General features: G+C 61.8%; 17 protein-coding genes. 11 read left to right on the top strand and 6 right to left on the bottom strand.

The features are described from left to right. Positions 1–67: 67 nt before the first annotated feature. A complete protein-coding gene (gene groL, locus ACR9Y2_RS03895; protein WP_435039745.1) occupies positions 68–1,696 on the bottom strand; it encodes a chaperonin GroEL in 1,629 nt (542 codons plus the stop codon). Positions 1,697–1,750: 54 nt separating this feature from the next. Continuing rightward, positions 1,751–2,056 carry a co-chaperone GroES gene (locus tag ACR9Y2_RS03890; protein WP_194447747.1) on the bottom strand — a complete coding sequence of 102 codons (306 nt, stop codon included), beginning with the start codon at positions 2,054–2,056 and terminating at the stop codon, positions 1,751–1,753. Positions 2,057–2,344: 288 nt separating this feature from the next. Between ACR9Y2_RS03890 and lptC the strand changes: the two genes are divergently transcribed. From lptC to rapZ, 5 genes are all read left to right on the top strand, one after another. Next, positions 2,345–4,657, top strand: coding sequence for an LPS export ABC transporter periplasmic protein LptC (gene lptC, locus ACR9Y2_RS03885; RefSeq protein WP_435039744.1), 2,313 nt, complete (start codon positions 2,345–2,347; stop codon positions 4,655–4,657). Between the two features lie 70 nt (positions 4,658–4,727). After that, a complete protein-coding gene (gene lptB, locus ACR9Y2_RS03880) occupies positions 4,728–5,483 on the top strand; it encodes an LPS export ABC transporter ATP-binding protein (RefSeq protein WP_435039743.1) in 756 nt (251 codons plus the stop codon). Between the two features lie 63 nt (positions 5,484–5,546). Continuing rightward, positions 5,547–7,124 (top strand): RNA polymerase factor sigma-54, encoded by a 1,578-nt coding sequence (rpoN, locus tag ACR9Y2_RS03875; protein ID WP_435039742.1) that lies wholly within the window; start codon positions 5,547–5,549, stop codon positions 7,122–7,124. A gap of 55 nt (positions 7,125–7,179) precedes the next feature. Beyond that, complete coding sequence (locus ACR9Y2_RS03870; protein ID WP_435039741.1) at positions 7,180–7,758, top strand: ribosome hibernation promotion factor; 579 nt, start codon at positions 7,180–7,182, stop codon at positions 7,756–7,758. Positions 7,759–7,789: 31 nt separating this feature from the next. Continuing rightward, positions 7,790–8,668, top strand: coding sequence for an RNase adapter RapZ (gene rapZ / locus ACR9Y2_RS03865; protein WP_435039740.1), 879 nt, complete (start codon positions 7,790–7,792; stop codon positions 8,666–8,668). Between the two features lie 116 nt (positions 8,669–8,784). Here the strand turns inward: rapZ and ACR9Y2_RS03860 are convergent, their stop codons facing one another. Next, positions 8,785–9,966, bottom strand: a complete 1,182-nt coding sequence (locus ACR9Y2_RS03860) for an AAA family ATPase (RefSeq protein ID WP_435039739.1) — start codon at positions 9,964–9,966, stop codon at positions 8,785–8,787. Positions 9,967–10,253: 287 nt separating this feature from the next. Between ACR9Y2_RS03860 and nadA the strand changes: the two genes are divergently transcribed. The 4 genes from nadA to ACR9Y2_RS03840 are packed head-to-tail and all read left to right on the top strand — an operon-like array spanning position 10,254 to position 14,085. Further along, on the top strand, positions 10,254–11,183 hold the full coding sequence (gene nadA, locus ACR9Y2_RS03855) for a quinolinate synthase NadA (protein WP_435039738.1): 930 nt from the start codon (positions 10,254–10,256) through the stop codon (positions 11,181–11,183). A 16-nt stretch (positions 11,184–11,199) separates the two neighbouring features. Then, a complete protein-coding gene (moaA, locus tag ACR9Y2_RS03850) occupies positions 11,200–12,204 on the top strand; it encodes a GTP 3',8-cyclase MoaA (protein WP_435039737.1) in 1,005 nt (334 codons plus the stop codon). 2 nt (positions 12,205–12,206) lie between these two features. Continuing rightward, the gene (locus ACR9Y2_RS03845) at positions 12,207–13,820 is read left to right on the top strand and encodes an ArnT family glycosyltransferase (RefSeq protein ID WP_435039736.1); all 1,614 of its coding nucleotides are present in this window, start codon (positions 12,207–12,209) and stop codon (positions 13,818–13,820) included. Continuing rightward, entirely contained in the window at positions 13,804–14,085 is a 282-nt protein-coding gene (locus ACR9Y2_RS03840) for a Smr/MutS family protein (protein WP_435039735.1), read from the top strand. The genes ACR9Y2_RS03845 and ACR9Y2_RS03840 overlap by 17 nt, the downstream gene beginning before the upstream one ends. Here ACR9Y2_RS03840 and ACR9Y2_RS03835 read toward each other — a convergent pair. Both ACR9Y2_RS03835 and ACR9Y2_RS03830 read right to left on the bottom strand, forming a co-directional pair. Continuing rightward, the gene (locus ACR9Y2_RS03835; RefSeq protein ID WP_435039734.1) at positions 14,057–14,476 is read right to left on the bottom strand and encodes a hypothetical protein; all 420 of its coding nucleotides are present in this window, start codon (positions 14,474–14,476) and stop codon (positions 14,057–14,059) included. The genes ACR9Y2_RS03840 and ACR9Y2_RS03835 overlap by 29 nt on opposite strands. A 45-nt stretch (positions 14,477–14,521) precedes the next feature. Then, positions 14,522–15,493: a Vgb family protein gene (locus ACR9Y2_RS03830; protein ID WP_435039733.1), complete on the bottom strand. Its 972-nt coding sequence runs from the start codon at positions 15,491–15,493 to the stop codon at positions 14,522–14,524. 263 nt (positions 15,494–15,756) lie between these two features. On the opposite strand from ACR9Y2_RS03830, the gene ACR9Y2_RS03825 reads away from it, so the two are divergent. Together ACR9Y2_RS03825 and ACR9Y2_RS03820 are read left to right on the top strand one after the other, a co-directional pair. Beyond that, positions 15,757–18,912 carry a PSD1 and planctomycete cytochrome C domain-containing protein gene (locus tag ACR9Y2_RS03825; RefSeq protein ID WP_435039732.1) on the top strand — a complete coding sequence of 1,052 codons (3,156 nt, stop codon included), beginning with the start codon at positions 15,757–15,759 and terminating at the stop codon, positions 18,910–18,912. A gap of 19 nt (positions 18,913–18,931) precedes the next feature. Next, positions 18,932–20,455, top strand: coding sequence for a DUF1501 domain-containing protein (locus ACR9Y2_RS03820; protein WP_435039731.1), 1,524 nt, complete (start codon positions 18,932–18,934; stop codon positions 20,453–20,455). A gap of 95 nt (positions 20,456–20,550) precedes the next feature. Here ACR9Y2_RS03820 and ACR9Y2_RS03815 read toward each other — a convergent pair whose 3' ends face one another. Then, on the bottom strand, positions 20,551–20,955 hold the full coding sequence (locus ACR9Y2_RS03815) for a PadR family transcriptional regulator (protein WP_435039730.1): 405 nt from the start codon (positions 20,953–20,955) through the stop codon (positions 20,551–20,553). Positions 20,956–20,995 lie beyond the last annotated feature (40 nt).

Raw genomic sequence — 20,995 nt, 5'->3', positions numbered from 1 at the left:
CAAAAAGCCCGCAGTCTCCGTACGGAGCTGCGGGCCTTTTGAGGCTCGATGAAGAGCGGGCTACTTTTTAGTAGTCCATCTCGGGGCCGTGACCGCCGCCGGGGGCCGGAGCAGCCTTCTTCTCGGGGATCTCGCAGATCAGGGCTTCCGTCGTCAGCATCAGGCCGCTGACGGACGCCGCGTTCTGCAGAGCGGTGCGCGTGACCTTCGCCGGGTCGATGACGCCGGCTTCCACCAGATCCTGGTACTCACCAGTGGCGGCGTTGAAGCCGTAGTTCACATCGCTGACCGAGTTGATCTTGCCCACCACGATCGCGCCTTCAAAACCGGCGTTGCCGGTGATCTGGCGGACCGGTTCTTCCGTCGCACGACGAATGATGTTGATGCCGATCTGCTCGTCACCCTCACCCTTCAGGCTGTCCAGGACCTTGCCGGCACGGAGCAGGGCCACGCCGCCGCCGGCGACAATGCCCTCTTCCACAGCGGCGCGCGTGGCGTGGAGAGCGTCCTCGACACGGGCCTTCTTTTCCTTCATTTCCGTCTCAGTCGCCGCGCCAACCTTGATCACAGCGACGCCGCCTGCGAGCTTCGCCAGGCGTTCCTGGAGCTTCTCGCGGTCGTAGTCGGACGTGGTCTCTTCGATCTGCGCACGCAGCTGCTTGATCCGGCCTTCGATGCTCTTCTGGTCGCCGGCGCCGTCAACGATGGTCGTGTTGTCCTTGTCCACGGTGATGCGCTTCGCACGGCCGAGGTCTTCCAGACGAACGCCTTCCAGCTTGATGCCGGTCTCTTCCATGATCGCCTTGCCGCCAGTGAGGATCGCGATGTCTTCCAACATCGACTTGCGGCGATCGCCGAAGCCAGGAGCCTTCACTGCGCAAACGTTCAGGGTGCCGCGGAGCTTGTTCACCACGAGGGTGGCCAGCGCTTCGCCTTCCACTTCTTCCGCAATGATGATCAGCGGACGGCCGCCGCGCGCAATCTGCTCCAGAACGGGCAGCAGGTCCTTCATGTTGCTGATCTTCTTCTCGTGGATCAGGATGAACGGATCCTCGAGAACAGCTTCCATGCGCTCCGGGTCGGTGATGAAGTAAGGGGACAGATAGCCGCGGTCGAACTGCATGCCGTCCACGGTCAACAACTCCGTGTGCATCGTCTTCGACTCTTCGACGGTGATCACGCCGTCCTTGCCGACCTTCTGCATCGCTTCCGCGATCTTTTCGCCGATTTCCGTGTCGCCGTTCGCCGAAATCGTGCCAACCTGCGCGATCATCTCACCCGAGATGGGCTTCGCCTGCGACAGAACCTGCGCCACAACCGCTTCCACGGCCTTCTCAATGCCGCGCTTCAGCGCCATCGGGTTCGCACCGGCCGCCACGGCCTTCACGCCTTCCCGGAAGATCGACTGCGCCAGAATCGTCGCCGTCGTCGTGCCGTCACCAGCCACGTCCGACGTCTTCGACGCCACTTCGCGCACCATCTGGGCGCCCATGTTCTCCAGCGGATCCTTGAGCTCGATCTCCTTCGCGACGGTCACGCCGTCCTTGGTGATCGTCGGCCCGCCGAACTTCTTCTCCAGGACCACGTTGCGGCCCTTCGGGCCGAGCGTAACCTTTACTGCGTCGGCCAACTGGTTGACGCCGCGCAGGATCGCCTGGCGCGCATTCTCGCTATATACAACCTGTTTCGCTGCCATTCTTTAATCTCCTTGTAGGTCTGCCCTGTGAATCCAGCTAGACTCGCGAACCGCTTACGCGGTCACCGCAACCGGGTCGAGAATGCCCAGTACTTCGTCTTCGCGGAGGATCAGATATTCCTGGCCATCAATCTTGATGTCGCTGCCGGAGTACTTGCCAAAGAGGATCCGGTCGCCGACCTTCACGTCCAACGGCACAACTGTGCCGTCTTCCAGACGCTTGCCACGGCCAGCTGCCATGACTTCCGCTTCCTGAGGCTTTTCTTTGGCCGAGTCCGGGATGATAATCCCGTTCAACACCGTTTCCTGATTCTCAATCCGGCGCACTACCAGCCGGTCATAGAGGGGACGGATTTGCATAGCTCTCAAAACCTCCGTTGGTTTCGACTCAATGGGGAGTATTGGATTTGCCGATCCAAGGTGGATCGATCACCGAGACCATTATTAGCACAATCCGCCGAAGAGTGACAATAACTTTGTGTAAATATATGAAAACAAACCAAATAAAATTGCATCGCAACCCATTGCAAACACTGATCGAGGCTATAACGCGAAGCGGCTGGAAGAAAATCTTAGCGTCGTACACTAATATCCTGATCTTCGCCCCGCAGCCCGTTCCCCCCAACCCCAAAATGCTATGCTGAATGCATGCTCCGGCGAGCCCGCTGGCTGATCCTGCTCGCCATCGTCTCCATCATCGGCGTCGTCTCCTTCATCTTCATCGCCCAGCGCAAGGTGATCCGCAAGAACCGCCCCCACACCTCCGCCCCCCTCCCCGCCAATACCGCTTTCGATTCCCCAGCCTGGGAATGGGAGAAAACCTCCGGCGACAAAACCCGCCTCAAAATCCGCTCCAAACACATGCAGCAGATCAAGGACCCGCCGGCCATCCTCTTTGAAGACCTCGAGATGGAGATCCACGACAAGACCGGCGCCAAGTACGACCTCGTCAAAAGCAAACGCGCCTCCCTCGATCAGCAGGGCGGCCTCATGTACTCCGAAGGCGAAGTCGAAATCACTACGAACATCGGCGTCGATGGCGCCCCCTCCGGCCGCCTCCTCAAAATCCGCACCTCCGGCGTCACCCTCGACGTCAAGTCGTCCAAGGTCAATACCGAACGCGCGGCAACCTTTGAATTCGACCAGGGCAACGGCGAATGCGTCGGTGCTACCTACGACCCCTCCAATCGCATCCTCTTCATGAAGTCCGAGGTGAAACTGGACTGGCGCGGCAAGGACGACAAAAAGCCGCCTATGCACCTCGAGTCAGGCACCCTCACTTATAACGAGGTGACCACCGACATCTTCCTCTCGCCCTACGCCAAGCTCCAGCGCGCCGGCTTTACCCTCGACGCCAAGGACACCGTCGTCAAACTCAAGCAGGGCCTCCTCGACCACGTCGAAGCCAAGTCCGCCGTCGGCCGCGACCAGATGCCCACCCGCCTCGTCGAGTACGAGGCCGACTTCCTGAACATGTACTTCACACCCAAGGCCGAGCTCCAGAAACTCGATGCCTCGGAGAATGCCAAACTCGTCTCCACCAGCCCCAACGGCAAGACCACCGTCACCGCCAATCGCTTCGACATGGACTTCGACGTCCCGGGCGAAGGCAGCAAGAGTCAGGACGACGGCAGCACCCTCAAACACGTCCTCGCGCGCGGCCGGGCTCGTGTCGAGTCCCAGGCTGCCCAGAAGCCGGGAGCTCCACCCCGCGGCGCCCGCATCCTCACCAGCGAAGCAATCGATCTCAATATGCGGCCCGGCGGCAAGGAGATTGATAAGGTGGAAACCCTCGCGCCCGGCCAGGTCGAGTTCCTCGCCGCCAAGAAGGGCGACCGCCACCGCATCATGAATGGCGAGCGCATCTGGATCGACTACGGCCCCGACAATGCCATCGAGAAATTCCGCTCCGTCAAGGTCAACACCCGCACCGAGTCCGATCCCAAGCCGAACGACAAACTGAAGAAGCCCGTCATCACCCTGACCAGGAGCCAGGATCTCCAGGCCGAATTCGACCCCAAGACCGGCCAGATGTCCCGCCTCGAGCAGTGGAACAACTTCGAGTACGAGGAAGGCACCCGCCGCGCCACCGCCGACAAGGCCATCATGGATGCCGACAAGGAGCTCATCACCCTCGATGGACGCGGCCGCATGTGGGACGAGACCGGCTCCACCGCCGCCGACCAGATCCTGCTGGACCAGAAATCCGGCGATATGACCGCCACCGGCAACGTCTCCTCCACCCGCCTGCCTGATAAGAAGGACACCAGCGAAGGCATGCTCTCGGCCAAGGAACCACTGCAGGCCCGCGCCGCCAAAATGACGACCCAGGAGAAGAATCAGAAGATCCACTACTCCGGCAACGCCATCATGTGGCAGGCCAGCAGCCGCCTCCAGGCCAGGGAGATCTTCATCGATAAGACCGCCAAAACGCTCGAGGCCACCGGCGACGTCATCAGCGAACTGCCCGACCAGCGCGGCGAAGCCGACGCCGCGGCCGCCGCCAAAAAGAAGAAAGCCAACGTCTTCACCGTCGTCAAGGCGCCCGCCATGGTCTACAACGACAAGACCAAACTCGCCACCTACACCGGCGGAGTCACCCTCGATCGCCCCGACCTTAACGTGAAATCCAGCCAGCTCCGCGCCTGGTTCGAGGTCGAGCCTTCGAAGGACGGCGGCGACGAGACCAAGCTCGACCACATGTTTGCTGACGGGAAAGTCGAGATGGTCCAGCGCAGCCCCGGCCGCACCCGCACCGGCAATGGCGAGCACGGCGAGTACTACCTCGATGAGGACAAAATCATCCTCAATGGCGGAGCCCCCGTCGTCGTGGACTCCAAAAAGGGCACCACGCGCGGCAACGAAATCATCTGGTACTCCCGCCAGGACAAACTCACCGTCGACAATACCGGCTCCGGCCAGTCCGTCAGCCGCGTCAACCGCAACGAAAAGAAGAAGTAACCGCTCGCCGCAAACGTCAACTCGTCAATGGGATGAGTCTTTTGCCGGACCTTCGTGGATAATACAGGTAGTGGGCATCAACGGAAACGGCGACCTGCGCCGCACGCTTCGTACCGAAGAGATCTCGAAAACCTATCGTGGCCGCCGGGTCGTCGACAGCGTCTCGGTCTCCGTGGAGATGGGCGAAGTCGTCGGCCTGCTGGGTCCCAATGGCGCCGGCAAAACGACATCGTTCTATATGATCGTCGGCCTCGTCAGCCCCGACTCCGGCCGCATCTATCTGGAAAATCAGGAGATCACGCCGCTCGCCATGTACGAGCGCGCGCGCGTCGGCATCAGCTACCTGCCCCAGGAAGCCTCCGTCTTTCGCAAGCTCTCCGTCGAGGAGAACCTCCTCGCCATCCTCGAAACCCTGCCCATCTCCGGCCGCGAACGCCGCGAACGCCTCGAACTCCTCATGGAGCAGATGGGCCTCGAACACGTCCGCAAGAACAAGGGCTACATGCTCTCCGGCGGCGAACGGCGGCGCGTCGAAATCGCCCGCTCCCTCGCCATCAATCCCCAATTTCTGCTCCTCGACGAACCTTTCTCCGGCATCGATCCCATCCAGGTCCTCGAACTCCAGCGCATCATCTCCGACCTCCGCAGGAACGGCATCGGCATCCTGATCACTGACCATAACGTACGGGAAACGCTGGCCGTCACTGACCGTGCCTACATCATCAACAACGGCCGCATCTTCCGCGCCGGCACCCCTTCCGCTCTTGCCATGGATCCCGACGTCCGCCGCATCTACCTCGGCGAAGGCTTCGAGCTCGGCTCCTAGCCGCCTCCCCGGCCGGGCGAAAAGGCTGGACATACCGGGGCTCTGCGCTATGATGAGGTTCAGATGAGCCTGCTCTCTCCGAGACTTCAGCTCGCGGTCAAGCAGAAACAGATCCTCACCCCTGGGCTTGTCCAGATGGTGACGGTACTCCAGTTGAACCGGCTGGAACTGCGTGAAATGATCGCCCAGGAAATCGCCGAAAACCCCGTGTTGGAAGACACAGGGGAGATCGGGGAAGACCTGACCCCTGCCGAAGTACAGTCGCTGCTGGAACTGGAACGCGATCCGGCGCCGTCCGACGCGGCCGTGCTCCAGGTCACCAAGGACGCCGCCGCCGCCACTTACGAGGGCGAGTCCGACGGCTTCGACGCCCCCGAAAGCGCCGAGCCCGCCGCCCAGGCCGCCTCCGACTACGACACCCAGGTCTCCACCGACGCCGCCCAGGCCGTCGATCCCTTCGAACAGATCGACTTCGGCAACTACTTCGACGAGTGGATGGATCCCGGCTTCCGCTCACCCGCCTCCGAGGACTCAGACAAACCCTCGTTCGAGACGTTCCTCTCCTCCCCCGTCACCCTCACGGAGCACCTCCGCCAGCAACTGGCCCTGCTCGTCATGGATCCGGAAGTCCGGGATGCCGCCGACGCCATCATCGGGAATCTTGACGACACCGGCTACCTTTGCATCTCCCTCGACGAAATCGCCGAGACCGAAGGCTACACCATGGACAGCCTCGAGGCCGCCCTCGAAGAAGTCCAGTGCCTGGAACCCGCCGGCATCGCCGCGCGCTCCCTCCAGGAGTGCCTCCTGCTCCAGATCGAAAGCCGCAACGGCCGCGACGGCGTCGCCTGGCAGATCGTCAAGGATCACCTCAAGCTCGTCGAGTCCAAAAGCGTCAAGGAACTCGCCCGCCTCCTCGGCCGCCCCATCGAGCACATCCAGATCGCCCTCGAGGTCATCCGCCACCTCGACCCCAAGCCCGGCATCCGCTACTCCGGCCCCGGCGCCCGCCAGGTCGAACCGGACGTCTATATCTTTAAGGATGGCGACGACTACGTCATCCAGATCAGCGACGAAGACCTCCCCCAATTGCGGTTGAATGGCGGCTACCGCCGTCTCCTCGATCGCGAGCAGGAACCCGACAAGGATACCCGCAACTACATCAAAGAGCGCTTCCAGTCGGCTCTCCAGCTCATCCGCAATATCGAACAACGCAAGCAGACCATCCTGAAGGTCTGCCAGAGCATCGTGCGCCGCCAGTCCGAATTCCTCGAAGAAGGCATCGACGAACTGCGGCCCATGATGATCAAGGACGTCGCTGAAGAAATCGGCGTCCACCCCTCGACGGTCAGCCGGGCGGTTGCCGGCAAGTACGCCCACACCCCGCAAGGTGTCTTTGAATTGAGATTCTTCTTTTCAGAGGCCGTGCAGGGTCCTTCGGGCGGCGGCATCCCGCTGCAGACCTTAAAGCGCATGGTGAAGAAAATGATTGAGGAAGAAGACTCCGCCAAACCTCTCACCGACGACCAGATTGCCGCTAAGCTCCAGGCTCAGGGCATCCAGGTTACGCGCCGTACGGTGGCCAAATACCGCGAGGATATGAAGATTCCCTCCACCCACCATCGCCGGGTCCGAAACTAGCCTATAGTTTCGTCCTCCCGCGATCGATGAATGGGCGAAGGAGAAAGGCACGGCCATGAAAATCACTTTTACTGGCAAGCAGGACAAGCTGAATCCGTCGCAGGAGCGTAAGCTCGCCGTGGCGTTCTCACGGCTCTCCAAGCTTTTGGAGCGCCGTGGCGAAAAGGAAGCTCAAGTCATCTTGAGCGTCCAACGCCACTTGCAGCACGCGGAGGTACGTGTCAACTTCTATGACCACACGCTGGTCGGCGCCGGAGCGGCAACCGATCAGTTCACGGCCACCATGGAAGCTGTGGATAAGGTCGAGAAACAGGCCCTCAAGAATCGCGAAAAATGGCGCGATACCAAACGCGACGGCACCAAACGCACCGCCGCCGAAATCGCTGAACCGCTCGTCCTCGCGGCGGCCGCCAAACCGCTGGCCAAGGTCAGCAAAGCCAAGCCGGTGAAATCCAAGCCTTCTAAAATTGTGAAGGCGAACGGCAAATCCAGCGGCAAACCCATGACCGTGGACGAAGCAATGATCGCCATGGAAGAGGATCGCGACTACATGGTCTATCGCGACTCCGAGACCGACAAGGTGAGCGTCCTCATCCGCCGCCGCGACGGAAAAGTGGACCTGGTCGAGGCTTAGGCCTTAGAAACAAGGGGTTAAGTAAGGACGAGTGGGAGAGAAACCGAAACGGGATCAACAGCCCGAACTGGTGATCATCACCGGTCTCAGCGGCTCGGGCAAAGGTACTGTCCTCAAAACTCTGGAGGATCACGGCTACTATTCCGTCGATAATCTCCCCCTCGGCCTCATACCGAAATTCGCCGAACTCACCCGCGACTCGCCCAACATCCGGCGCGCCGCCCTCGTCGTCGACATCCGGGAACGCGAACAACTCCAGCAATTTCCCGAGGTGTTCGCAAAAATCCGGCGCAGCATCTCCACGCGCCTCATCTTCCTCGACGCCGATGACGACTCGCTCGTCCGCCGCTACAGCGAAACCCGCCGCCCCCATCCCCTCGGCGGTGACCGCAGCGTCCTCCGCAACGTGCGCTCCGAACGCCGTACCCTGGAGCCCATCCGGGCCCTGGCCGATCACGTCATCAACACCACTGAGCTCAACGTCCACCAGCTCCGCAAACGCATCATCGAGAACTTCGGAGCCTCCGAAGAAGCCAAGCTCCGCGTCTACGTCATGAGCTTCGGCTTCCGCCACGGTGTTCCGCCGGAAAGCGATCTCGTCTTCGACGTCCGGTTCCTGCCGAACCCCAACTACATCCCGGAGTTCAAGAACCTCACCGGCAAAAACGCCGGAGTCGCCCGCTACATCCGCAGTTTTCCCCAGACCGTCGAGTTCATGGAGCGCATCTCCAGCCTCCTGCTCTACCTCATGCCCCACTACACCGCCGAAGGCAAGAGCTACCTGACCATTTCAATAGGTTGTACGGGAGGCCAGCACCGGTCGGTGATGATGGCAGAGGATATCAACAAGCGCCTGGCCAAAGCCGGTTACGCCACCAAAGTCGCCCACCGCGACATCGAAAAGCACTAACCCCACCCGCAAACGGAGCCGCACCGCAAACGGAGCCGCACCGCAAACGGAGCCGCGATCGTAAGAGAGCGGATACCCAACCGTACTCCCCCACCCAAACCCCCAAACCCGCAGCCCTACCCCGCCACAGCCAAACTCACTTCCCCAGCCAGCCCATCGCCCGCCATCCCCTGCACCTTCGGCGTCCCGCAGAAATCCGTAGCCATCTTCCGCACCGCCAGCGCCAGCGCACTCTCCCCCGTCAATCCCAACTGGCCCGCTGCCTGCAAACTGAAATAATCATTCGGCAGTACCCACGACAGGTGCATCTTCAAAGCCGCTGAAATCGCCTCCGGCTGCAACGGGTCCCGCTTCGAAGTCCGGTTCAGGGCAACATGCAGCGAGGCCGGTTCCACCCCCGCCCCATACAGCAACTGCGTATTCCTCTGCAGCGTATTCAAACTTGCCAGCTCCGGAGTCGTCACCACCACCACGTCATCCATCAGCGCCGCCGCCCCCAGCGTCTCCGGCGACGCCGCACACGGCAAATCCACCACCACCCAATCGAAACACTGCCGCGCCATCTCCAACAACGAGCGCAACGCGTCCACCGGCACCGAGTCCGCCTCCGGAATCGCCGGAGCCGGCAACATGCTCACCCCATTGAACTGGATCACTTCGCGGAAGCACCGCCGGCCCGCCGGCAGCGCCGCCACCGCGTCCACCACATCAAACGGATGCACCATGGACTCCGCCCAGCCCGAGGTCGTGCCCGACAGAACATTCAAGTCGATCGACAATACCCGCCGCCCGCTGCCGCGCCGCAACGCAAACGCCGCCTGCGTGGCAAGGGTTGTGGCGCCAGAGCCGGGTTTACTGCTCGTAAAACCCACAACCCGGGCGCCACTCTGGAGAAAACTCTCTGAATTGCGCGGACATCGGCTTTCCACCCGCGCCGCCACTTCCCGAAACGAAAACTCGTCCAACGGCATGTGCAGATAATCGAAAGCGCCGCTGCGCAGCAGATCGATCACCGCGTCCGGCTGGTGCCTCATCGCGCAAGCCACCACCGGTCCCCGGAACTCAATCCCCTGCAGCCTCTGCAACAACGCCATCGACGCCGGCAGATCATCACATTGCATGTACAAAGAGTCCGCCTGGAAATGATCCAGCGTCAGCCGCAGCCTCTCCGCACCCGGATAGGACCCGAGGACCGTGACCACCTCGAATCCTACCTCCTCTATAAATCGGGCGCGGAGTTCCGAGGCCATGGCCGCATGCGGGGCAATCACAACGACACGCAAAGGAGTGGCACTCATGCCAGAATTACCGCACGTTCCTGGCCATGTTGGCCTATCTCAAGATTGGTGTAAGTTATTGATTTATATGTATAGTACTCGCCAGACACACGATCTAGACACGGGCAATGCGGACAGAATGTCCCACTCTTAGGACACCGCTGTCCTCTTTAGCGGCGCACGCGCACCACTCCGAATCTCTCCTAAATGTCGTATCGTTTTATTTCGCGTATACACCGGCCCTGTCTCGCCGGCGCTTGCCCTGTGCGCCGCCAGCCCCGTTGATACAATAAAGTCAGATTACGCCCATGCTGGCAACCAAAACCATTGCGGAAGAGATCCTGGATCTGAAGCGCGACCGCAAGGCAATCCTCCTCGCGCACCACTACCAGGAATCTGAAATCCAGGAACTGGCCGACTCCATCGGCGATAGCCTGGAACTCGCCCGGAAGGCTCAACAGTTCGAAGGGGACGTCATCGCCTTCTGCGGCGTCTGGTTCATGGCCGAAACGGCGAAGGTCCTCAACCCCGATCGCATCGTCGTCGTACCCGACCGCGAGGCCGGCTGCAGTCTGGTCGACTCCTGCCCCGCCGATCAGCTCAAAGCCTGGAAACACCGCCACCCGGACCACGCCATCGTCAGCTACATCAACACCTCCGTCGAGGTGAAGGCCGAGAGCGACATCCTCTGCACCTCGCGCAACGCCGTGCAGGTCGTCAACTCCATCCCGGCCAGCCAGCCCATTCTCTTCCTGCCCGATATCAACCTCGGCAACTATGTGAAGCAGCAGACCGGCCGCGAGAACATGAAGATCTGGCAGGGCGCCTGCATCGTCCACGCCACCTTCCCCGCGCGCCGCGTCACCTCCGCCAAAGCCGAACACCCCACCGCCCTCGTCGCCGCCCACCCCGAGTGCCCGGCCGACGTCCTCCGCCTGGCCGACTTCATCGGCTCCACCTCCGCCATCATCGACTGGTGCGTCAAACACCCGCACAACGAATTCATCATCATGACCGAGAGCGGCGTCCGCCACTCCCTCGAACGCCTCGCGCCGCAAAAGACCTTTCACTTCGTCGCCAACGAGCAGTGCAACTGCAGCGAATGCCCCTACATGAAGCGCAATACGCTCGAGAAGCTGCGCGACTGCCTGCGCGACCTCACCCCGCGCGTGGAGTTAACCGCTGAACTGATGGATCGCGCCCGGCGCCCCGTCGAACGCATGCTCGCCCTGCGCTAAGTCGAAAGGACCCCCGATGCCGCCCGCGTCCAATCCTCTCATCGATACCTTCGGGCGCATCCACGACAACCTGCGCATCAGCGTCACCGACCGCTGCAATATCCGCTGCTTCTACTGCATGCCCGAAGAGGGCGTCCAGTTCATGCAGCGCTCGGAAATCCTCACCTTCGAGGAGATCGAGCACTTCGCCCGCGTCGCCGTTTCCCTCGGCGTCAACAAGATCCGCATCACCGGAGGCGAACCCCTCGTCCGCAAGGACCTGCCCGTCCTCGTCGAGAAACTCACCGCCATCCCCGGCGTCAACGACATCGCCCTCACCACCAACGGCGTCCTGCTCGCCGAACAGGCCCAGGATCTCTATTCCGCCGGGCTCCGCCGCCTCAATGTCCACCTCGATACCCTCGACCGCGAACGCTTCCACCAGATCACCCGCCGCGACGACCTGCCCCGCGTCCTCGCCGGCATCGACCGTGCTCAGCAGCTCGGCTTCGGGCCCATCAAAATCAACGCCGTCGCCGTGAAGAATCTGGTCGAGCCCGACATCGTCCCCCTCGCCCAATTCGGCCGCGAGCGCGGCATCGAAATCCGCTATATCGAGTTCATGCCCCTCGACGCCCAGGGCCTCTGGGATCACCGCAAAGTGCTCCTCACCGACGAAATGATCGGCCTGCTGGAAGCCGGCATCGGGCCCCTCGAAGTCATGCCCGACCCCGACCCCCGCGCCCCGGCCCTCGAATATCGCTGGAAAGATGGCGGCGGCGCCATCGGCTTCATCGCCTCCGTCAGCCGCCCCTTCTGCCTCAACTGCAATCGCCTCCGCATTACGTCGGATGGAAAGCTGCGATACTGCCTGTTTGCAATCGAAGAGACTGACGTGAAGGGTCTGTTGCGCGGAAACGCCGGAGACGATGCCATCCGGCAGGTCATCCGTGATGTGGTGTGGGCCAAGTGGCAGGGCCACGAGATCAACACCGCCAAGTTCGTCGCTCCGCCTCGGCCCATGTATTCCATCGGCGGGTAGTAATGTTTCAAAGATCTTTGCCTTATCTGGCCGGGCTCCTCGCCTGCGGGCTGTTCCTCGCCTTGGGCCTCATCTTCATCCCTTATCCGGGCGCGCAGTACGACGAGACGCTCTTCGTCATGTCGATCCACAGCCCGCAATATGTCGAGTACGCCATGAAGTTCGGCGCCGTCAAGGTGCCCATCATGCTCATGACGTATATCGGCACCCTCAAGGCCGCCATCTACGCCCCCATCCTCCACTTCTTTGGAGCCGGCAACGCCACCCTCCGCATCCCCGTCCTCCTCATGGGCGGAGCCTCCGTCTTCCTCCTCTACCTCATCCTCAAACGGCTCAGCGGCTGGAAAACCGCCTTCCTCCTCGCCCTTCTCCTGGCTACCGACGCCCTCTTCCTGCTCACCGATGTCTTCGATTGGGGACCCGTCGCCCTCCAGCACATCCTCTTCACCGGAGCCATCTACTCCTTCCTCCGCTTCAGTGACGACCGCCGCGGCCGCTGGCTGTTCCTCGGCTCCCTCTGCGCCGGCCTCGCCCTCTGGGATAAGGCCCTCTTCATCTGGCTCCTCGGTGGCTTTTCCGTCGCCCTCCTCGCCGTCTTCCCGCGCCAGTTACTCGCCCTCGCCAAAAACCGACGCCATCTCGCCGCCGTCATCCTGGGCTTCGTGCTCGGCGCCGCCCCGTTCCTCTACTACAACAAGATCCATAAACTGCGCACCATCACCGCCAACACCGAGATGGACGAGCAGCACCCGCTCGACAAACTCGCCATGCTCGACCGCACTCTCGATGGCAGCGGCCTCATGGGCTACATCGTGCGAGAGGATCCTGAAGGGCCCGTCCAGAACCTCAAGATGTGGGAGAAGATCCCCCTCTTCTTCAACGGCAAACTCGGCAACCCGCGCAATAGCTTCCAGCACATCCTGCTCGTCCTGGCGCTGATCCTCGCGCCCATCCTCTGCTGGAACGGCCCGAATCGAAAAGCGGCGCTCCTCTTCGTGCTCGGCGGCCTCTTCACCTACATCCTCATGCTGCTCACCAAGAGCGCCGGAGGCTCCGCCCACCACACCGTCCTGCTTCTTCCTATTCCCCAGATCCTCGCAGGCCTGATGGTCGGTGAGATCTACCGCCGCTGGCCGCGCCGCGGCTTCCGCATCGCTGCCGCTCTCGTCCTGCTCTGCGTCGTCTCCAACCTCACCGTCCTCAATACCTACCTCGCCCACTTCATCGCCTGCGGACCCACCGTCATCTGGAGCGACGCCATCCGCCCCCTCGTCACCGAAATCGGCAGCCGTCCCGGCAAACTCTTCTTCGGCGCCGATTGGGGCATCACCCAGCAGGTCGAGTTCTACGGCAACGGCAAAATCGGCTTCCATCGCACCAGCGACGCCATCGTCATCGATCTGCCCGCGCCCCTCAACGTCCAACACCTCGAACGCTATATGGCCGATCCCTCCACCGTCTTCGTCACCCACACGGAAGGCCACGAGGCGTTCGTCGGCGTCCGCAAAAAACTGCTCGATTTCGCCGCCGAACGCGGCTACCGCGACGAACTCTACAAGGTGATCAGCGACCGCCACGGCGTCCCTATCTTCGAAATCCATGAATTCCGAAAATGAGCCTGTTCAGGTCCCCATCACCGATGTCTTCGACCTTCACCCCTTCGCGCCCCGTGATGTGAAGGCGGCCGTCGAGGCCTATCTCGAAGAGGCCCACGCCCGCGGCTTCACCGCCCTCCGAATCATCCACGGCCGAGGCATCGGCGTACAACGCGAAATGGTCCGCAAGACTCTGGAACGCACACCGTTTGTTTTGGAATTCCGTGACGCGCCCGAAGGCGCCGGCGGCTGGGGCGCTACGCTCGTAACGCTGCGGCAGCCTTGATCAACAGCCACGCACCGGCGATCACCAGCAGCGGAGCCGACCACACCCCCGGCACCATCCTCTGCCAGTACAGCGAACCCCCAATGTGCGCGCAGCCGTTCAGCAGCATAATCACGCCGTAGGGCAGCGAGGCCCATTGGATCCAGCGCGCCCCGCGGAAGGCCGCCCGCGAAGCGATCAGTAGCAGCACCACCGCCATAATCAGCCCGGCCAGCCACTCGCCGAATTCATAGGTGGGCAGCCATTGGATCAGCAGCACGTCGCGCAGCATCATCACGAAAGGATTGTAGAAACCCAGGAAGTCGTGCGCCGCTTCGTCCGCCACGTGCAGCGCCAGCACCAGGGTGAGGGCCACCCAGGCCATCGCATGCCGCCGTACTGCCGTGTTCATCGCTAGCGCTTCCGCCGCGATTATAGCGCCGCCTGCGACGGGGATCTACTCCGCCAGTGTCGCCACCACTCGCTTCGGGTCGAAGCGCAGCAACTGGCCGCCCTTCACGTCCGCCAGCCACAACGAGCCCAGCCCAAACCGCAGCAGCCCGCCGCCTTCACCCGTGAACTGCTGCACCACCTTGTCCGTTTCGGGATTGATCCGCATCACAGGAAAACCCGGCACGCTCGCCCACACCGACCCTTCCCCAAACTCCAGGCTCCCCTCGGCATTCGGCACGCCCAACTCCACTGTCGCCGTCACCTTGTTCGTCTTCGGATCGATCCGCGAGATCTTGCCTTCGTTCCTGCACAATACCCAGATCGAACCGGCGCCCGAAGCCAGCGCCACCGGCCCCGCCGCCGTCTCAATCCGGTTCGTGATCACCTCGGTCTTCGGATCCAGCCGCAGCACTTTGCCCTGCTGCGGGCACGCGATCCACACCGCGCTCTCCGCCGAAAGCACAGCCGAGCAGCCCGCCGGCAGCCGCAGCTCCGACACCACGCGGTTGCCCTCCGGATCGATCCGCATCAGGTTCGTCCGCGCATCCGCCAGCACCCACAGGCTGTCTTCGCTCGCCGCCACAATTACGCCCTCGCCTGCCAAGCCCGTCTGCACCGTCGCACTCACCTTGCCCGCTCGCGCGTCCACCCGTTGCAGTCCCTTCTTGCCACAGCCCGGCACCCACAGGCTCCGGAACGCCGACACCATCTGCCCGCACGGCTGGTCCAACCCGCCAATCGCTTCCCCCGGCTTATTCGTCTTGGCGTCAATTCGCAGCAGCGCCCCCGTGCCCTTCTGCGGAGCGAACGCCATCATCGTCATCACCGGCACGCCCGACAGGCCCACCACCGCGATCTGCGCTTCACTTTTCAAGTTGGCAAAGGGGATCTGGACGCCGGGCGTCTTCACCCCCGTCTTCGGCGCAGCCGCGGGCAACAGCATCAAAATAATCGATAGGGATACGGACAGGTGCATCGCGCTATAGCTCTTTCAGGGGTTTGGATTCAGAGCGGCGGGGCGGGCGGCTGGCATGGCCGTTTGGATCCCCAGTATAACCCGGAAATCCGGCCCGCTTGACGCTTGTCTCGATATTCGTTGACAAACCAATACTGGAACAGATACAACTGATCTCAAGCCGTATACATCTTTTGGTCCCTTAACAGACCAGCTCCTAGTCGAACTACGCTTAGCCCCGTCGGCGGCAATACTGCCCGCTCTTTTTACTCGGAATCATCCCTATGCGCTGTTCGTCACGGCCCCTTAAGTTACTACTGCCTGGCGTGCTCCTCGCCGCCTACCCCTCTCTCGCCCAAACCACTCGCGCCAACTCCCCCGAGTTCTTCGAGTCCACCATCCGCCCCATCCTGGCCAATAACTGCTTTAGCTGCCACACTCAGTCGCAGCTCGGCGGACTTCGTGTCGACAGCGCCGAAGCCCTCCAAAAAGGCGGTAAACGCGGACCAGCCGTCGTACCCGGCGATCCAGACAAGAGCCTCCTCATCAAAGCCGTCCGTCACGAAGACCCCGCCTACAAGATGCCGATGGGCGGCAAACTGAAAGAAGCCGAGATCAACGCTCTCGTCTCCTGGGTCAAGGAAGGCGCCGTCTGGCCCAAAGCCGCCGCCCCCACCTCCGTCTCCAAAACTGAAGCCGGCAAGTACAACATCCGCGCCGAACAACGCGCCTTCTGGTCGTTTCAGCCCATCCATCCCACCCCGGCGCCCGCCGTGAAGGACTCCAAATGGGCCAAAACCGACATCGACCGCTTCATCCTTGCCCACCTCGAACGCGAAGGTCTCAAGCCAGTCAAGGCCGCCACAAAGCGCGATCTCATCCGCCGCGCTTACCTCGATCTCACCGGCCTGCCGCCGAAATTCGAGGATATTCAGGCTTTCGAAAAAGACGCCTCACCCGATGCCTTCGCCAAAGTCGTTGACCGCCTGCTCGCCTCGCCCTCCTATGGAGAACGCTGGGGCCGCGTGTGGCTCGACGTCGCCCGCTATGCCGAAGACGACTACCGCAGCCTCGACCCCATGCGCCGCGGCCTCAACCCTTACCCCAATGCCCATGTCTATCGCGATTGGGTGATTCAGGCCTTCAACGACGATCTCCCTTACGATCAGTTCGTTAAGGCGCAGTTGGCCGGCGATTTGATGGACCCCGCGGTCCGCCACAAAACCCTGCCCGCCACCGGTTTCCTGGGCCTCGGCCCCTGGTATTACGACAACGGCTCCACCGAAGTCACCCGCGCCGACGAACGCCACGACCGGGTCGATGTCGTCACCCGCGGCTTCCTCGGCATGACCGTCGCCTGCGCCCGCTGCCACGATCACAAGTACGATCCCATCCCCACCACCGACTACTATTCACTGGCCGGCATCTTCCAGAACACCATCTACGAAGAGTATCCGCGCGCCCCGAAATCAGTCGTCGACAGCTACGCCAAGCTCGAGGACGAAATCGATAAGAAACAGAAAATGCTGGGCGAATTCCAGTCAGACCAGAGCACCCAGCTCTCCCAGAGCCTGGCCCTCCAGACCGCCAACTACCTGCAAGCCGTGTGGGAAGTCACTGGTCCCCAGAAGAAGGAAAAGTCGCAGGTGGTCGATGCCCGCAAGCTCGATTACGAGCTGCTGGAGCGCTGGACCACCTACATGGGCAAGGTCAGCGACAAGTACAAATACAAGGTCGCCTGGCAGGAAATGATGAAGAAGGGCGGCACGCCCCCCGCCGCCAAGGCCGCCGCCGAGAAGTTCCAGCAGGATCTGGTCGGCGTCATGCTGTCCCGCAACGAGCTGAACGAAGAGAATAAAGTCATTGCCAGCAAGGCGATGGAGGGCACCAAGCCCAAGAAGCGGACGAACAAACCTTCCAATTTCGTCACCAACGAAGACTTCTGCCCGGGCTGCTCGCTGCAGCTCAAGTCGCTGCCGGAAGAGGCCAACGCCTTCTGGACCGAGATCTTCCAGCGCGAACTCAGCGAAGCCGACGACCCGGCCGCCATGGCTGCCTCGGGCCGCTTCGGCAAGCCCGGCGTGCTGCTGTTCCGGGGCTGGGGCCTGGAATCCCGCATCGGCGGCGAAGCCCGCGCGCGGCTCGAAATGCTGCGCAACGACCTCACGGCGGAGCGCAAGAAGCTCGAACCCCATTACCCGTATCTGCATGGAGTCAAAGACTCTGACAGCCCCATCGACCTCCAGGTGGCACAGCGCGGCGACCCCTTCAACCTGGGCGACAAGGTCTCCCGCCACTTCCTTTCTGTCCTGACTCCGACGGAACCGAAGGCCTATTCCAAGGGCAGCGGCCGCCTCGAACTGGCCGAAGACATCGTCAAGCAGCCCATCGCGATGCGCGTCATCACCAACCGCATCTGGAAGTCGCATTTCGATACCGGCCTGGTCGACAGTCCCAGCAACTTCGGAATCACCGGCGAGCGGCCGTCGAACCCCGAACTGCTCGAATACCTGTCCGACTCGTTTGTCAAAAACGGCTTATCCATCAAGAAGTTACACCGCCAGATCATGCTCAGCTCGGTGTATCAGCTGAGCACGGAAAACGACGCCGTTGCCGCCGCCAAAGACTCGGGCAACCGCCTCTACTGGCGCGCCAACAAGAAGCGTCTCGACTCGGAACAGCTGCGCGATTCCATTCTGGCTGTCGCCGGGAATCTTGACGATGCTCTCGGCGGACCTTCTGTTGAACTCACACCCGCCGTCACCCGGCGTACTGTTTATGGCAAGGTGAGCCGCTATAAGCTCGACCAGTACCTGCAGCTTTTCGACTTCCCGACGCCGGCCATCAGCGCCGAGAAGCGGTTCACGACCACTGTTCCACTTCAGCGTTTGTTCATGATGAATAGCGACTTCGTTCAAGTGGAAGCGGAAGAGGTGGTCAAGAAAGTCGCCAATGAGGCCGACAACAAAGCTCGGGTGCGCAAAGCGTACCAGATCGTCTATGGCCGCGAACCGAAGCTGGAAGAGATCACGCTGGCGCTCGACTACCTCAAGAAGGAGCCTCTGACGGAGTACGAAGAGGCCAAGAAGCGTGAGGCGGAAAAGGCCAAGGAGAAGCCCAAGAAGGGCGATCCTGCCAAGACTGGCGGTGACGCAAAAGACACTGAAAAGAAAGAACCTGTGCCCACGGAGACAGCCAGCGATATGCCCGAAGCGCAGACCGGCGGAGCGGGGGCAGACCAGATGCCCGCGCCCGCAGCAGCTGCCGAAGGCATGCCGGCCCCCGAGATGATGGGCATGGGCATGATGGGCGGGGTGATGCCCGGAGGCCGGCGTGGGCCGGGCGGGGCGGGGTCCAACGAACCGAAGTACCAGCCGAGCGCCTGGGGCCGCTATGTGAAGGTCCTGCTGAGCTCGAACGAATTCCTGTTTATTAACTGAAGGAGCCCCGGTTTTCCGCATGTCAGATCATAAGTCCCGCAATCCAACTACGCGCCGCGAGGCGTTGCGCCGGGTCGGTAATGGCTTTGGAATGATGGCTTTCGCCGGAATGCTCGGCGAGTCGATGGCGCGTGCCGGGGCCGTCCTGGGGCCCGATGGATCGATGGCCAGCTACAAACTGGACCACCCGCAGAAAGTAAAACGGATTATCTTCCTGTTCATGAACGGAGGCCTGTCCACCATCGACAGTTTCGATCCGAAACCCGCCCTGGACAAGTACGACGGCCAGCCGCTGCCTGGAAACCAAGTGAAAACCGAGCGCCGAACCGGTGAACTGATGAAATCACCGTTCACGTTCAAAAAACATGGCCAGTGCGGCATGGATGTGAGCGACCTGTGGCCGCACCTGTCCACGGTGGTAGACGATATCTGTTGGATCCGCTCGGTTTACACCGAGATCCCGAATCATGAACCGTCGTGCCTGATGATGAACACGGGCGCCAACCAGGCGGGCCGGCCGTCGCTGGGCGCCTGGATCACGTACGGTTTGGGCTCAGAGAACCAGAATCTGCCCGGTTTCGTAGTGCTTTGTCCCGACGTGCCCACGACGGTCGGGCCGCCTCTGTGGAGCAACGGCTTCCTGCCGGCGATCCATCAGGGGACGTACATCTCCAACAAGGTGCAGGTGCCCGAGGGCGAGGCGCCGCCGATGGAGCCGATGACGGCCGACGGCAAGCCTGACGAGAAGATGAAGAAGGTCGTGGTCGAGAAGAACTTCGACCCGAAGAAGCTTGTCAGTTACGTCAACAATCCCAAGTTCGAGTTGACTGAGCAGCGTCGCGAGCTGGATCTCGTTGCAAAGCTTGAGAAAATCCGCAGCGCCGAGCAGGGTACGGACCCGCAGGTGGAAGCGGTGATCAAGTCGATGGAGATCGCCTACCGCATGCAGACCGAGGCGCCCGAGGTCTTCGATGTGAGGAAGGAATCGCAGGCAACGCTGGATCTGTACGGCCCTGGTCCGGTGGCGCGCGGCGCTTTGACGGGCGTCCGGTTACTGGAAAAAGGCGTCCGGATGGTGCAGCTCTACTACTCGAAGGGCGACCCGTGGGATGCGCACGGCGACATCATGGCGCACAAGGTGAATGCGAAGAACTCTGACCAGGCGTTCACAGCGGTGGTCAAGGATCTGAAAGCACGCGGGTTGTGGAAAGACACGCTAGTGGTGTGCGGCTCGGAATTCGGCCGTACGCCGGTGCGGGAAGTGGGCGGCGGCGGCGGCAATGCGAAGAAGGGGCGAGACCACAATCCCTTCGGGTTCACGATGTGGCTGGCCGGCGGAGCGGTGAAGGGCGGGACGATCTACGGCGCGACCGACGACTTCGGATTCAAAGTTGTGGACAAGCCCGTTCATGTTCACGACATTCACGCGACGATCCTTCACCTGATGGGCATCGATCACACAAAGTTGACGTACAGGTACAGTGGCCGCGACTTCCGGTTGACGGACGTAGCAGGCAACGTCTTACATGACGTCCTAGCATAGGATCGACGCCATTTCGGCACCTGCCGACTATCCGGCACCTGACCGCAAAAAACACGGTGGCAGTTTGCGGTAAAAACACCGCAGTTTCACCGTGGTTAGCGGTGCGGTTTGCCGCGGGCTTTGACGGTCCGGGCGGCGCGGGCTTTGACTACGAATTGGGCCATGGATTTGGAGACGTGGTCCAGGACGGTGGCCCACTCTTCGAGATGCTCTTCGCCTTGGGGGGTGAGACGGTAGACTCGGCGGGCTGGACCGCTTTGGTCGGTTTCCCATTCGGAGGCTACGTTGCCGTTCTCCTCCAGTTGACGCAAGGTGCGGTAGAGGGCCGCTCGTTCGATTTCGGCGTCGGTGAGCGAGTGCTCGGGCATCTCGCTGGCCAGGTCGTAGCCATACGAGCGCCCCTTCCGTTTTAGCAGCAGCAACACCACCGGTTCGACGAAGCGGGAAAGATTGCCCATGGCACAGGTGCAGGGATGATCCTTGCCGTGGCGCTCGCACATTCGTTTTGCCAGATGATCCTCCCTTGACCGCGCTCTCAGA

The organism is Paludibaculum fermentans (assembly GCF_051172195.1).
In the GTDB taxonomy this organism is placed as follows: Bacteria; Acidobacteriota; Terriglobia; order Bryobacterales; family Bryobacteraceae; genus Paludibaculum; species Paludibaculum fermentans_A.
The sequence above is the reverse complement of the archived record's forward strand: the minus strand, read 5'-3'. Positions and strand labels throughout refer to the sequence as shown.